Annotated in this window: 14 protein-coding genes and 1 riboswitch; of the genes, 8 read left to right on the top strand and 6 right to left on the bottom strand. The window is 64.8% G+C overall.

Annotation, left to right across the window (positions count from 1 at the left end):
* The first annotated feature begins 42 nt into the window (after nucleotides 1-42).
* The 5 genes from LQV39_RS13460 (at nucleotide 43) to ribB (ending at nucleotide 3,700) form a co-directional block, all read left to right on the top strand.
* Nucleotides 43-366: a hypothetical protein gene (locus LQV39_RS13460; RefSeq protein WP_230026417.1), complete on the top strand. Its 324-nt coding sequence runs from the start codon at nucleotides 43-45 to the stop codon at nucleotides 364-366.
* Entirely contained in the window at nucleotides 363-1,697 is a 1,335-nt protein-coding gene (locus tag LQV39_RS13455) for a sorbosone dehydrogenase family protein (protein WP_230026410.1), read from the top strand. The genes LQV39_RS13460 and LQV39_RS13455 overlap by 4 nt, the downstream gene beginning before the upstream one ends.
* 30 nt (nucleotides 1,698-1,727) lie before the next feature.
* Complete coding sequence (locus LQV39_RS13450; protein ID WP_230026403.1) at nucleotides 1,728-2,156, top strand: OsmC family protein; 429 nt, start codon at nucleotides 1,728-1,730, stop codon at nucleotides 2,154-2,156.
* A gap of 147 nt (nucleotides 2,157-2,303) precedes the next feature.
* Nucleotides 2,304-2,717: a lactoylglutathione lyase gene (gloA, locus tag LQV39_RS13445; protein ID WP_230026396.1), complete on the top strand. Its 414-nt coding sequence runs from the start codon at nucleotides 2,304-2,306 to the stop codon at nucleotides 2,715-2,717.
* Between the two features lie 73 nt (nucleotides 2,718-2,790).
* Nucleotides 2,791-2,938, top strand: a riboswitch (FMN riboswitch).
* A 99-nt stretch (nucleotides 2,939-3,037) separates the two neighbouring features.
* On the top strand, nucleotides 3,038-3,700 hold the full coding sequence (ribB, locus tag LQV39_RS13440) for a 3,4-dihydroxy-2-butanone-4-phosphate synthase (protein ID WP_374199426.1): 663 nt from the start codon (nucleotides 3,038-3,040) through the stop codon (nucleotides 3,698-3,700).
* 62 nt (nucleotides 3,701-3,762) lie between these two features.
* Here ribB and LQV39_RS13435 read toward each other — a convergent pair whose 3' ends face one another.
* The 4 genes from LQV39_RS13435 to LQV39_RS13420 form a co-directional block, all read right to left on the bottom strand.
* Entirely contained in the window at nucleotides 3,763-5,124 is a 1,362-nt protein-coding gene (locus tag LQV39_RS13435; protein ID WP_230026390.1) for a TolC family outer membrane protein, read from the bottom strand.
* 60 nt (nucleotides 5,125-5,184) lie between these two features.
* Nucleotides 5,185-5,508: a rhodanese-like domain-containing protein gene (locus LQV39_RS13430; protein WP_230026384.1), complete on the bottom strand. Its 324-nt coding sequence runs from the start codon at nucleotides 5,506-5,508 to the stop codon at nucleotides 5,185-5,187.
* A 4-nt stretch (nucleotides 5,509-5,512) separates the two neighbouring features.
* Nucleotides 5,513-6,166, bottom strand: a complete 654-nt coding sequence (locus LQV39_RS13425; protein WP_230026377.1) for a protein-L-isoaspartate O-methyltransferase — start codon at nucleotides 6,164-6,166, stop codon at nucleotides 5,513-5,515.
* A 161-nt stretch (nucleotides 6,167-6,327) separates the two neighbouring features.
* Nucleotides 6,328-6,993: a TetR/AcrR family transcriptional regulator gene (locus LQV39_RS13420; protein WP_230026370.1), complete on the bottom strand. Its 666-nt coding sequence runs from the start codon at nucleotides 6,991-6,993 to the stop codon at nucleotides 6,328-6,330.
* Nucleotides 6,994-7,078: 85 nt separating this feature from the next.
* Between LQV39_RS13420 and LQV39_RS13415 the strand changes: the two genes are divergently transcribed.
* The 3 genes from LQV39_RS13415 to recQ all read left to right on the top strand — a co-directional run bounded on the left by LQV39_RS13415 (nucleotide 7,079) and on the right by recQ (nucleotide 10,173).
* On the top strand, nucleotides 7,079-7,351 hold the full coding sequence (locus LQV39_RS13415; protein WP_230026363.1) for a YkgJ family cysteine cluster protein: 273 nt from the start codon (nucleotides 7,079-7,081) through the stop codon (nucleotides 7,349-7,351).
* Between the two features lie 137 nt (nucleotides 7,352-7,488).
* Nucleotides 7,489-8,322, top strand: a complete 834-nt coding sequence (locus tag LQV39_RS13410) for an undecaprenyl-diphosphate phosphatase (protein WP_230026356.1) — start codon at nucleotides 7,489-7,491, stop codon at nucleotides 8,320-8,322.
* Nucleotides 8,323-8,352: 30 nt separating this feature from the next.
* The gene (gene recQ, locus LQV39_RS13405) at nucleotides 8,353-10,173 is read left to right on the top strand and encodes a DNA helicase RecQ (protein WP_230026349.1); all 1,821 of its coding nucleotides are present in this window, start codon (nucleotides 8,353-8,355) and stop codon (nucleotides 10,171-10,173) included.
* An 18-nt stretch (nucleotides 10,174-10,191) separates the two neighbouring features.
* Here recQ and LQV39_RS13400 read toward each other — a convergent pair whose 3' ends face one another.
* Together LQV39_RS13400 and LQV39_RS13395 are read right to left on the bottom strand one after the other, a co-directional pair.
* Nucleotides 10,192-10,950 carry a LytTR family DNA-binding domain-containing protein gene (locus LQV39_RS13400; RefSeq protein WP_230026342.1) on the bottom strand — a complete coding sequence of 253 codons (759 nt, stop codon included), beginning with the start codon at nucleotides 10,948-10,950 and terminating at the stop codon, nucleotides 10,192-10,194.
* Complete coding sequence (locus LQV39_RS13395; protein ID WP_230026335.1) at nucleotides 10,947-12,170, bottom strand: sensor histidine kinase; 1,224 nt, start codon at nucleotides 12,168-12,170, stop codon at nucleotides 10,947-10,949. The genes LQV39_RS13400 and LQV39_RS13395 overlap by 4 nt, the downstream gene beginning before the upstream one ends.
* Between the last annotated feature and the right edge of the window lie 72 nt (nucleotides 12,171-12,242).

Genomic DNA, 12,242 nt, shown 5'->3' with positions numbered 1-12,242 from the left:
GTTAGGCTTTAAGCAATGTGAGCATGCTTGAGGAGAATTGCTATGGTAGAAGAAGCCAAAGACCGCGTCGTGAACACCGACCGCAAGATCGAAGAGCAGGACTACAAGCGCGAACCGCACGAGCGCGACGAATCGCCGGACGGCCAGGGCATCAAGCCGCGCGGCATCATCCAGCAAGCGGCTTCCGATCTGGAAAACGGCCTGGTCGATACCGAGAACTACGAAGGCCGCGGCACGCCCGGCATCGAGCAGGCTGTCGACCCGAAACCGGGCGCCACCGGCCAGGCTGAACCGCAGCCCGAACGCCATCGCGACATGCGCGATCACGATGCCGCCCGCCTGGGCAACGACGGAAAAAAAGAATGACCCCGCGCACTCTCACGGCGGCCCTGCTGGGCGCCGCGAGCCTGTGTGCGTGTGCCCAGCAGCCCGTCTCCCCGCCCCTGTCCGCCGGCGGCTATGCGCCGGGCTTCGGTCCGAATCCGACCCTGCCGGCGCCCGAGCACACGCTCATCCCGACGGTCCACATCGCGAAGGCCGAGGCCTGGCCGCAGGGCACGCACCCGACCCCGGCGGCCGGGCTGGCGGCCACCGCCTACGCCAGCGATCTCGAGCACCCGCGCTGGCTTTACGTGCTGCCGAACGGCGACGTGCTGGTTGCCGAGAGCAACAAGCCGGTCAATGCGCCGAAGGAGCCGGGCATCAAGGCCAAGGTGCAAAAACTGGTGCAGAAGCGCGCCGGCGCCGGCGTCGAATCGCCGAATAAAATCATCCTGCTGCGCGGCGTGAAGGCCGACGGCACGGCGGAATCGAAAACGGTGTTCGCGGAGAACCTGAATTCGCCCTTCGGCATGACCCTGGCCGGCAGCGACCTGTACATCGCGAATGCCGACGCCTTGTGGCGCTTCCCGTACAAGACCGGCGAGACCACGCTCGGCGGCCAGGGCGTGAAAGTGATGGACCTGCCGGCCGGGATCAACCACCACTGGACCAAGAACGTGGCTGCTTCGCCAGACGGCAAGAAGCTCTACGTGACCGTCGGCTCGAACAGCAACGTCGCCGAGAACGGCATGGCGGCCGAAGAAGGCCGCGCCGCGATCTGGGAATATGACATTGCCAGCGGCAAGGCGCGCATCTTTGCTTCCGGCCTGCGCAACCCGAACGGCCTGGCCTTCCACCCGCAAAGCAAGCTGCTGTGGACCGCCGTCAACGAGCGCGACGAGCTGGGCAACGAGCTGGTGCCCGACTACATCACCTCGGTGAAGGACGGCGCCTTCTACGGCTGGCCCTACAGCTACTACGGCCAGCACGTCGATACCCGCGTCAAGCCGCCGAGGCCGGAGATGGTGGCCAGGGCGATATCGCCGGATTACGCGATGGGCGCGCACACGGCCTCGCTGGGCCTGGCCTTCTACGACGCCAGCCTGATGCCGCAGTTCAGAAACGGCGCCCTAGTCGGCCAGCACGGTTCGTGGAACCGCAGGCCGTATTCCGGCTACAAGCTGGTCTTCGTCCCCTTCAGCGACGGCAAGCCGAGCGGCCCGCCGCAGGACGTGCTGACCGGCTTCCTGAGCAAGGACGACAAAGCCTATGGACGACCGGTCGGCGTCGCGGTCGACAAGCAGGGCGCGATCCTGCTGGCGGATGACGTCGGTAACGTGGTGTGGCGGATCACGCCGGCCTCATCAGGCAAATGAGCAATCAAATGAGCAAAAGGAGATACTCACATGATCAAGCGTAAGGGAAGCGCCGTCTGGAGCGGCGGACTGAAAGACGGCAAGGGCACGGTCTCGACCCAGAGCGGCGTGCTGAACCAGAGCCAGTACGGCTTCAATACCCGTTTCGAAGACGGCGCCGGCACCAATCCGGAAGAATTGCTGGCGGCGGCCCACGCCGGCTGCTTCACGATGGCCCTGTCGGCCCAGCTGGGCGAGGCCGGCATGACCGCACAAAAGCTGGAAACCACGGCCACTGTCTCGCTGGACAAGGCCGACGGCGGCTTCGCGATTCCCGCGGTCCACCTCGAGCTTGTCGCCACCATTCCGGGCGCCAGCGAGCAGGCCTTCCAGGAAGCGGCGCGCAAGGCCAAGGAAGGCTGTCCGGTGTCGAAGCTGTTCAATGCCGAGATCACGCTGGACGCGAAGCTGCAGTCGTAATTTCGTAGGGTGGGCTCTCCGAGCCCACGCGTGACGCTTGCATCTGGCCGGCATCGACGTGGGCACGGTGTGCCCACCCTACGTCAGCAGGAATTCTCCCGAGCGCATAAAATTCCAGCTTCACCGTATCTCTACCAAGGAACAAGAATGCGCCTCCTGCACACCATGTTACGCGTCGGCGATCTGCAGCGCTCCATCGACTTCTACACCAAGGTGCTGGGCATGAAGCTGTTGCGCACCAGCGAGAATACCGAGTACAAGTACACCCTGGCCTTTGTCGGCTACGGCAACAACCCGGACCACGCCGAGCTCGAGCTGACCTACAACTGGGGCACCGACAAGTACGAGATGGGCACCGCCTACGGCCACATCGCGATCTCGACCGAAGACATCTACAAAACCTGCGAGCAGGTGCGCGCAGCCGGCGGCAACATCACCCGCGAGCCGGGCCCGGTCAAGGGCGGCAGCACCGTGATCGCTTTCATTACCGACCCGGATGGCTACAAGGTCGAGCTGATCGAGCGTGCCGACAATGCCGGCGGCGGCGGTCTGAGCAGCTAAAAGCGGCGGCCGGCAGGCTTTTGCCGGCCCTGCTACAATCGTCTTCGCCTGTGTGAAAGCAGGCAAACAACCAATACGTCTTCGGGGCGGGGTGCAATTCCCCACCGGCGGTATGGCCATCACGGCCGAGCCCGCGAGCGCCTGCAGTGTCAAACTGCAGGGTCAGCAGACCTGGTGAGAAGCCAGGGCCGACGGTATAGTCCGGATGAAAGAAGATGTGCGTCATAACGCGTCCTGCTGCCGCTATCGGCATGCAGTGCCGCGCCGTTTCGCTTTGCCCTGATGCGTTCCTTTTATTATTTCGCGAGGAGCGTCTCACAATGAGTACCACCATCAACACCTTCACCCTCGAAAGCAGCGACCTCCAAGGCCGCATCGCCGCCGCCCTCGAAGCCACGCGCGCGGGCATTCCCGTGATCCTGCTCGACGACTTCGACCGCGAGAACGAGGCCGACCTGATCGTCGCCGCCGAAAAGCTCACCGTCGAGACCATGGCCGTGATGATCCGCGAATGCAGCGGCATCGTCTGCCTGTGCCTGTCCGACAGCAAAGTGCGCGCACTCGAGCTGCCGCCGATGGCGCCCGAAAACGGCAGCCGCTACGGCACCCCGTTCACGGTCTCGATCGAAGCGCGCGAAGGCGTCACCACCGGCGTCTCGGCCCAGGACCGCGTGACCACCATCCGCGCCGCCATTGCGCCGGACGCCCGGCCCGATGACCTGGTGCGTCCGGGCCACGTGTTCCCGCTACGCGCCAACCCGGCCGGCGTGCTGGGCCGCAAAGGCCATACCGAAGGCTCGGTCGACTTGTCCATCCTGGCCGGCCTGCAGCCCTCCGCCGTGCTGTGCGAGCTGATGAATGAAGACGGCAGCATGATGCGCGGGGAAAGCATCGAACGCTTTGCGCGCGAGCGCGGCTATCCGATCCTGACGATTGCCGAGCTGATCGCGTGGCGTACGCAGCTGGAGCAAAAGGCGGCGTAAGCGTCCGCCATCAACGAAAAACGGCGCCGCGGCGCCGTTTTTTACGTCAGCGGTGGAACCGCTTACGGCTGCGACAGCAGCGCATTCACCGGCAGCAGGTCTTCCTCGCGCAGCGAACCGGCAGCCGCCTTCAGCTTCAGGCCGGCCAGGATGGTGTTGTAGCGCGCCTTGGCCAGGTCGGTGCGGGTCTGGTACAGCTGGCGCTGGGCGTTCAGCACGTCGATGTTGATGCGCACGCCAACCTGGTAACCCAGCTTGTTCGATTCCAGCGCCGAGTTGCTCGACACTTCGGCCGCTTCCAGCGCCTTCACCTGGGCCAGGCCCGAGTTCACGCCGAGGAAGGATTGGCGCGCCACCAGGGCGGCGTTGCGGCGGTTCGCTTCGAGGTCGTTCCTGGCCTTGTCTTCCAGGGCGATCGATTCACGCACGCGGCTGGTGACGGCGAAGCCGCTGAAGATCGGGATGTTGTACGAAATGCCGATCGCGTTGTTGCTCGAACGGCCTGACTGGTTGGTCTGGCCGCTGAGGTTCGTATGCTGCGAGCTCGCCACCAGGTCCAGGGTCGGCAGGTGGCCGGCACGCTGCTTCGAGATCTCGCGCTTGGCCGATTCCAGCTGCAGCTGGGCCACCGACACGGCGTAGTTCTGGTTCTCGGCGGCCGAGACCCACTGGTCGACGTTGATCGGCTGCGGCGCGGTCAGGTTGACGCCGGTGCGCAGGGTGGCCAGCGCGGCTGGCGGGGTGCCGATGATGGCCTGCAGCGCGGTCTTCTTGCTTTCCAGGTCGTTGACCGCGGCGATCTCCTGCGAGATCACCAGGTCGTAGGCGGCCTGGGCTTCATGGGTGTCGGTGATGGTCTGGGTGCCGACTTCGAAGTTGCGCTTCGCCGAGGCCAGCTGCTCGGTCACGGCTTCCTTCTGGGCGCGGGTCGAGGCCAGGGTGTCCTGGGCCGCCAGCACGTCGAAGTAGGCCTGGGCCACGCGGGTGATCAAGTCCTGCTGGGCCTGGGCGAACTGGGCTTCGGCAATCGACTGCTGCAGCTTGCTCTGCTGGTAGGTTTCCCAGCGGTCCCAGCGGAACAGCGGCTGCGACAGCTGGACCGTGTACTGCTTCTGGGTCGTGGTGGCTCCCCCGCCTTCGACGAACTGGGTGACGCCGTCGTCGTCCTTGAAGGGCGTGCCGACGTTCCACGGTGTGCTCTCGCCCTTGGCGCGGGTCACGTTACCGATGATGCCGACAGTAGGCAGCAACCCCGCGCGCCCCTGGGGGACGCGTTCGCGGCCCACGGCAGCGGAAGCGCGCGCGCTCGCATAGGTCGCGTCATTCGCCAGCGCCTGCTGGTACACCTGCAGCAGATCGGCCGCCTGGGCGTTGAGCGAGAAAAACGCGCTGGCCAACAGCACGGCGATGAGGGGTTTCTGCATTACTTTCTCCGTCGGAGTCATCAATAGTCAAAGGACACAGGCCGCCGAATGCTCAGTACATCAGTACTTCGGCATCGATGGATCGACCTGCACGGCCCAGGCGTGTATGCCGCCTGTCAAATTCGTAATCTTTTCAAATCCGTTACGTTCCAGGAAAGCCGCCACCTGCATGCTGCGCGCGCCGTGATGGCACACGCAGACGATTTCCTGGTCATCTTCCAGCTCGCCGACGCGGATCGGGATCAGGTTCATCGGGATCTGCTTCGAACCGTCGATGTGGCAGGTCTCGAATTCCCAGTTTTCCCGCACGTCGAGCAGCAGCGGCTTCGGGCGCGACGGGTCGGCCAGCCAGGCCGCCAGTTCGGGAGCGCTTACGTGCTGCATCGTCTTAGAACTGGAAGTGCGAGACTGCCGGCGCGCCGGTCAGGTACTTCACGTTGGTCTCGAACACTTTCACCGTGTTCCAGCTGTTTTCGCCGGTGCGGGTGACGATGTTGAATTCCATGGCCGGCGGCTCGCCCACGATCGCTGCGATGCGGCCGCCCACCTTCACCTGCTTCAGGAAGGCTTCCGGCAGCACTTCCAGTGCGCCCGAGATCACGATCACGTCGTAGGGTGCGCCCTTGTCCCAGCCTGCAGCGCCGTTGCCCAGTTCTACGGACACATTGCTGATGCCGGCCTTGGCCAGGTTCTTCTCGGCCAGTTCCTTGATCTCGGGATTCACTTCCACGGTGGTGACCTTGGCCGCGCGGTGCGCCATCAGGGCCGCCATGTAACCCGAGCCGGCGCCGATTTCCAGCACGGTCTCATGCTTCTTGAGGCCGATTTCCTGCAGGATGCGCGCTTCAAGCTTCGGGTTCAGCATGGCCTCGCCAGCCGGCAGCGGGATTTCGGCATCCGCGAACGCCAGGTTCTGGTACGCGGCCGGCACGAACTGTTCGCGCTTGACCACGTGCAGCAGGTCGAGGATGTCGGTGTCCAGCACGTTCCATGGACGGATCTGCTGTTCGATCATGTTGAAGCGGGCTTGTTCGATATTCATGTTGTTACTCGGCGAGAAATTAAATAATCCGATATTTTATCGTTGAACGGCCTCGGGAACACATCTTAGCGATATGGCACCCGGGACCACGGGAAATTGCGACAGTCTGCAGTTTAGGAGGGATGAACGCCGGAAAAAGGCGTCCTGACTCGACAATATGCTCACGCCGCGGCCGGCCGCGTTGCGCAGTCCCTGGCCGGCAGCAGGCCGTTCAGGGCCATGTCGAGGAAGGTGTCGAGGAAGGCCAGCGGTTCCAGCTCGGCGCGCGGACAGGGGCCGACCGAATGCTTCCAGGTGATCAGCATCAGCATGGGCGCCACCAGCACCTGGGTCATCAGGGTGATGTCCATGGGACGGAACTCGCCGCGTTCGATGGCGCGTTCCAGCATGCTGGCCATGGCAGCGGTGCCGCGGTTGATGACTTCTTCCTGGTAGAAGCACGCCAGTTCGGGGAAGTTGTCGGCTTCGGCCATGACCAGCTTGATGATGCCGGATGCCTTGGTCGCGCCCAGGCGCTGCCACCAGGAATGGATCACGTGGCGCAGCAGGTCGGCGCTGTGGCCTTCGAATTCGGCGACGGAGGTTTCGGCATCGCCGATGACCGGCACGATGCTGCCGCGGACCACGGCCTTGAACAGCTCTTCCTTGTTCTCGTAGTACAGGTAGAGCGTGCCTTTCGAGACCCCGGCGCGGCGCGCGACGTCTTCCAGGCGTGTGGCGGCGTAGCCACGTTCGACGAACAGGTCGATGGCTGCCTCCAGCAACTCCTGGGGCCGCGCGTCTTTACGGCGCTCCCAGCGTGGCTTGGCATCAAATGGGCATGGCATGCTTCTGTCCGACAACTAACTGTTGAGTCAGGAAATATAGACCGGGGGCTGGGGGTAGTCAAGCTACCGGTAGTATACTTACAGGATGAATGTCCCGCCCGAACCCGCCAGTTGCCGTCCCGACTGCGGCGCCTGCTGTATTGCGCCCTCGATCAGCTCCCCCATCCCCGGCATGCCGAACGGTAAGCCGGCCGGCGTGCGCTGCGTCCAGCTCGACGAGCGCAACGGCTGCAGGATCTTCGGGCAGCCGGCGCGGCCCAGGGTGTGCGGCGGCCTGCAGCCCTCCCACGAGATGTGCGGCGATTCAAGCGGGCAGGCGATGTTCTTCCTGAGCGAGCTGGAGCGGTTGACCGCCTGACAAGGCGGGAAAAATGATACCGGGTAACTCGACGGCAGGCGGTCCCGGCATGGTAAGCTTGCGGCCTGCCGCAGTTCCGTCGCACCGAGCAGCCCCCTTCCCCGTTCCGACCACAATAACATCCTTAATAAAACTTCATGGACATCATTCTCGCCCTGAAAGCGATCATCATGGGCCTCGTCGAGGGCTTCACCGAGTTCCTGCCGATTTCCTCCACCGGCCACCTGATCCTGGCCGGCAGCCTGATCAATTTCACGGGCGAAGTCGCCAAGGTCTTCGAGATCGCCATCCAGGCCGGCGCCATCCTCGCAGTGATGTGGGAATACCGCGCGCGCATCGCCACGGTGCTGGGCGGTTTGACGTCGGATGCGCGCCAGCAGAAGTTCGTGCTCAACCTGATCGTCGCCTTCCTGCCGGCCGCGGCCCTGGGCTTCCTGTTCAGCAAGGCGATCAAGGCCCACCTGTTCGCCCCGGTCCCGGTGGCGCTGGCCTTCATCGTCGGGGCCTTCGTGATCCTGTGGGCGGAACGCCGCCATAAAGTGCTGCCGGGCTCGCACCGCATCGAGACCGTCGACGACATGAACATGCTCGACGCCTTCAAGGTCGGCTGTGCGCAATGCTTCGCGCTGGTCCCGGGCACCAGCCGTTCCGGCGCCACCATCATCGGCGGCATGCTGTTCGGCCTGTCGCGCAAGGCGGCCACCGAATTCTCCTTCTTCCTGGCGATCCCGACCCTGCTGGCGGCTACCGTGTATTCGGTCGTCAAGGCGCGCCACGAGCTGCACATGAGCGACCTGCCGCTGTTCCTGGTCGGCGGCGTGGCGGCCTTCATTTCCGCCTTCCTTTGCGTCCGTTGGCTCTTGCGCTTCATCAGCTCGCACGACTTCACGGGCTTCGCCTGGTACCGTATCGTGTTCGGTATTGTCATCCTCGTCACCGCGCACTTCGGCTGGGTGAACTGGGTCGACTAACCAAGGCACTGGACTGAACGAAGCAACATCATGACGAGCGACATCCAGCAAAGCGCCCTGCACATCCTGCAGACGGTATTCGGCTATCCCGCCTTCCGCGGGCAACAGGCCGAGATCGTCGAGCACGTGGCCAATGGCGGCGACGCGCTCGTCCTCATGCCCACCGGCGGCGGCAAGTCGCTGTGCTACCAGATCCCGGCGCTGGTGCGCGATGGCGTCGGCGTGGTGGTCTCGCCGCTGATCGCGCTGATGCAGGACCAGGTCGACGCCCTCGCCGAAGTCGGCGTGCGCGCGGCCTTCCTGAATTCCACGCAGACCTTCGAAGAGACGCTGCGCATCGAGCGCCTGGTGCGCACCGGCGAGATCGACCTGGTCTACGTGGCGCCCGAACGCCTGATGACGCAGCGCTGCCTAGACCTGTTCGAGGACTCGCACATCGCGCTGTTCGCGATCGACGAGGCGCACTGCGTCTCGCAATGGGGCCACGATTTCCGTCCCGAGTACATCCGCCTGTCGATCCTGCACGAGCGCTTCCCGCACGTGCCGCGCATCGCGCTGACCGCCACCGCCGACCAGCTCACGCGCGCCGAGATCGCCCAGCGCCTGCAGCTGGACGAGGCGCGCCAGTTCGTGTCGTCCTTCGACCGGCCGAACATCCGTTACGCCATCGTCGAGAAGACCAACGGCCGCAAGCAGCTGCTGGACTTCATCAGCGCCGAGCACCCCGGCGACGCCGGCATCGTGTACTGCCTGTCGAGGAAAAAGGTCGAGGAGACCGCCGAATTCCTCAACGAGAACGGCATCCGCGCCCTGCCCTATCACGCCGGCATGGACTACGCGCTGCGCGCCGATAACCAGGCGCGCTTCCTGCGCGAAGACGGCATCGTGATGGTCGCGACCATCGCCTTCGGCATGGGCATCGACAAGCCGGACGTGCGCTTCGTCTGCCACCTCGACCTGCCGAAGTCCCTGGAAGGCTATTACCAGGAGACCGGACGCGCCGGCCGCGACGGCCTGCCCTCGAATGCCTGGATGGCCTACGGCCTGCAGGACGTGGTGCTGCAGCGCCGGATGATCGACGAGTCGGACGCCGACGAGAATTTCAAGCGCGTGCTGGGCTCGAAACTCGACGCCATGCTGGGCCTGTGCGAAACGCTCAGCTGCCGCCGCATGCGTTTACTGGAATATTTCGGCGAGCGCTCCGGCCCCTGCGGCAACTGCGATACCTGCCTGATCCCGCCGGTTTCCTTCGATGCCACCGTGCCGGTGCAGAAGCTGCTGTCGGCCATCTACCGCGTCGACCAGCGCTTCGCCGCCGGCCACGTGATCGACGTGCTGCGCGGCGTGCAGACCGAGCGCATCACGCAGTGGCATCACGACAGCCTGACCGTCTACGGCGTCGGCGCCGACCGCAGCGAGCACGAATGGCGCGCCATCGTGCGCCAGGTGATCGCGCTGGGCCTGATCACGGTCGACCACGACGCCTTCAGTTCGCTGAAGCTGACCGAAGCGGCGCGCCCGGTGCTGAAGGGCGAGCGCAAGGTCGAGCTGCGCCAGTACCAGAAGCCGGTCAAGCAGAAGCGCCAGGCCGGCCCCACCAAGGGCTATGTCGAGATGGACCTGTCGCCGGCCGAGCAGAAGATCTTCGAGAAGCTGCGCTGGTGGAGACTGGAGACGGCCAAGGCGCACAGTGTGGCCGCCTTCATCATCTTCGGCGACGCGACACTGCGCGAGATTGCCAAGGTCAAGCCGACCTCGCTGGACGAGTTGCGCGTGGTGTCCGGCGTGGGCGCGAAGAAGTTAACGTCCTACGGCGACGAGATTGTCGCAATGATCACCGAGATGGTTTGATCATTCGTCGTTTCCCAGTTACTCCCTGAACAAGTGCACGAAGGTCCGGCTCACCGCCAGCTTCTCCTCACTCCCCTTCACCAGAACCTGCATCCGCTCGGCATCGATCCGCTCCGCCGCGGCAATCGCATTCGCGTTCACCACCGTGGCCCGGTGAATCTGCCAGAAGCGGTCCGGATCCAGCGTGCTCAATAAATCCTTCAGCGGCGTGCGCACCAGCGCTTCGTAGTCGCGCAGCACGATGCGGGTGTAGCGGGTGTCGGACTGGAAGAACAGCACCTCGTCGACGTCGATCACGCGCACCTGGCGGCCGACGCTGGCCTTGATCCATTTGGTGCGTTCCTGGCGCACGCCCGGCAGCGCGGTTTTCAGGTGGCGCAGCAGCTCGCCCATCGAGGCGCCGTCCGCGGGCGGCTGCGCCAGCTTGGATTTCAAGCGCGCCAGCGCCCGCTCCAGGCGGTCAATCTGCACCGGCTTCAGGAGGTAATCGACCGCGCCGGCGTCGAAGGCGTCCACCGCATACTGGTCGTAGGCGGTGACGAACACCACGTGGGCCATGGCGCCGATGCGCTCGGCCACTTCGAGGCCCGACAGGCCGGGCATGCGGATGTCGAGGAAGACCACGTCCGGCTCGTGCTCGAGAAAACCGTCCCAGGCATCGTTGCCGTTTTCCGCCACCATGACGACCCGCGCTTCCGGCCAGGCCTGCGCCAGCATCTCCAGCAGCCGCTCGCGCATCAGCGGTTCGTCTTCTGCCACCAGGATGCTCGTGTTCATGCGCATGGGTCTTTCAAAGGGATGCTCAGGTCGGCGATCAGGCCCGGCTCGCCGTCGCGCAGTTCGAGGCAGGCCGCGCCGCCGTAGGCCAGGCGCAGGCGGTGGCGGACGTTATCGAGGCCGGTACCGCCGCCGCCGTCCGGCTCCGGGAGCGTGCTCATGCCGACGCCGCCATCCTGCACGCGGATCCGCACGGCGCCGCCGACCGCCTCGGCCAACAGCGTCACCTCGCCGCCGCGCAGGGCCGGCTCGATGCCGTGCTTGATCGCGTTTTCGACGAGGGTCAGCAGGATCATCGTCGGCAGCTGGACCTCCTCGAGGGCGCGCGGCAGCTGAAGGCTGAAGCGCAGGCGTTCGCCCAGGCGCACCTGCATCACCTTCAGGTAGGACTCGACCAGGCCGAATTCAGCGGCCAGGCACACCTGCTCGCTGCGCATGTCGCGCATGCTGGAGCGCAGGAAGTCGATCAGGTTACTGGTGAGTTCCGCGGCGCGCGGCGCGCCGTGCTGGGCCAGTTGCTGCACGGCGCCCAGGGTGTTGAACAGGAAGTGCGGCTCGATCTGGGCGCGCAGCAGCCGCAGCTGGGATTCGGACAGTTCGCGCGCCAGGCGCGCCTGCTCGGCTTCCTGCTGCAGCTGCAGGTTCAGGGTTTCGTACTGGCGGTTGCGCAGGATACTGATGATCAGCGCCGGAATCATGATGGTCAGTGCGCCGGCCAGCACGCCACCCGTGAAATGCGACACCCTTTCCATGGCATGGCCCAGCGGCTGCCCTTTCATCCACATGGACAGGCCGGTCGAGGTGACGGCGGCGAACACGCTGAAGCCCAGGATCGCCAGCAGCAGCTTGCCTTTTTCCTGGGTCAGGCGGCGGTAGTCGTACCATGCGCCGACCACGGCGGCGGTGACCGAAAACCCAATGACGTTGGCGATGAACATCGAAAACAGGAAGCCCATGTCCTGCGCAAAAAAGTGCAGCAGGACGCCGCACAGGCTGAACACCAGGGAAAGCCTGGCAAGCGCCCAGGCCATGCGCGCGCCGCGGTATTTCTCGGTAAAGGCCTGCAGCTGCTTGCGCTGCACCAGCGGCATCTTCGCCAGTTTCAGCGCCTGGCGCTTGCGGTAGCCCGGCGGCAGGGTTTCCGCCAGCTCCGGCTGCGCCAGGACGGCCAGCGTTTCGTCTTCCCACTCCGTGTACCAGTTCGCAAACCTGCGCAGCATGATGCCCTCCCGTGATCGTTAATATATAGCAACGATCACAGTCTAGGCAGGGCTGGCTGAACCGCCTATGAA

It is taken from the genome of Massilia sp. Bi118, assembly GCF_918697865.1.
In the GTDB taxonomy this organism is placed as follows: Bacteria; Pseudomonadota; Gammaproteobacteria; order Burkholderiales; family Burkholderiaceae_D; genus Telluria.
Note: the sequence above shows the minus strand (reverse complement) of the source record. Positions and strands in the feature narration are given on the sequence as shown.

Coding starts and splice junctions, on each gene's coding strand:
- gloA (WP_230026396.1), top strand. CDS start 2,304: ATGCGCCTCCTGCACACCATGTTACGCGTCGGCGATCTGCAGCGCTCC.
- LQV39_RS13455 (WP_230026410.1), top strand. CDS start 363: ATGACCCCGCGCACTCTCACGGCGGCCCTGCTGGGCGCCGCGAGCCTG.
- LQV39_RS13395 (WP_230026335.1), bottom strand. CDS start 12,170: ATGCTGCGCAGGTTTGCGAACTGGTACACGGAGTGGGAAGACGAAACG.
- LQV39_RS13435 (WP_230026390.1), bottom strand. CDS start 5,124: ATGCAGAAACCCCTCATCGCCGTGCTGTTGGCCAGCGCGTTTTTCTCG.
- LQV39_RS13430 (WP_230026384.1), bottom strand. CDS start 5,508: ATGCAGCACGTAAGCGCTCCCGAACTGGCGGCCTGGCTGGCCGACCCG.
- LQV39_RS13400 (WP_230026342.1), bottom strand. CDS start 10,950: ATGAACACGAGCATCCTGGTGGCAGAAGACGAACCGCTGATGCGCGAG.
- LQV39_RS13450 (WP_230026403.1), top strand. CDS start 1,728: ATGATCAAGCGTAAGGGAAGCGCCGTCTGGAGCGGCGGACTGAAAGAC.
- LQV39_RS13410 (WP_230026356.1), top strand. CDS start 7,489: ATGGACATCATTCTCGCCCTGAAAGCGATCATCATGGGCCTCGTCGAG.
- LQV39_RS13415 (WP_230026363.1), top strand. CDS start 7,079: ATGAATGTCCCGCCCGAACCCGCCAGTTGCCGTCCCGACTGCGGCGCC.
- ribB (WP_374199426.1), top strand. CDS start 3,038: ATGAGTACCACCATCAACACCTTCACCCTCGAAAGCAGCGACCTCCAA.
- recQ (WP_230026349.1), top strand. CDS start 8,353: ATGACGAGCGACATCCAGCAAAGCGCCCTGCACATCCTGCAGACGGTA.
- LQV39_RS13420 (WP_230026370.1), bottom strand. CDS start 6,993: ATGCCATGCCCATTTGATGCCAAGCCACGCTGGGAGCGCCGTAAAGAC.
- LQV39_RS13460 (WP_230026417.1), top strand. CDS start 43: ATGGTAGAAGAAGCCAAAGACCGCGTCGTGAACACCGACCGCAAGATC.
- LQV39_RS13425 (WP_230026377.1), bottom strand. CDS start 6,166: ATGAATATCGAACAAGCCCGCTTCAACATGATCGAACAGCAGATCCGT.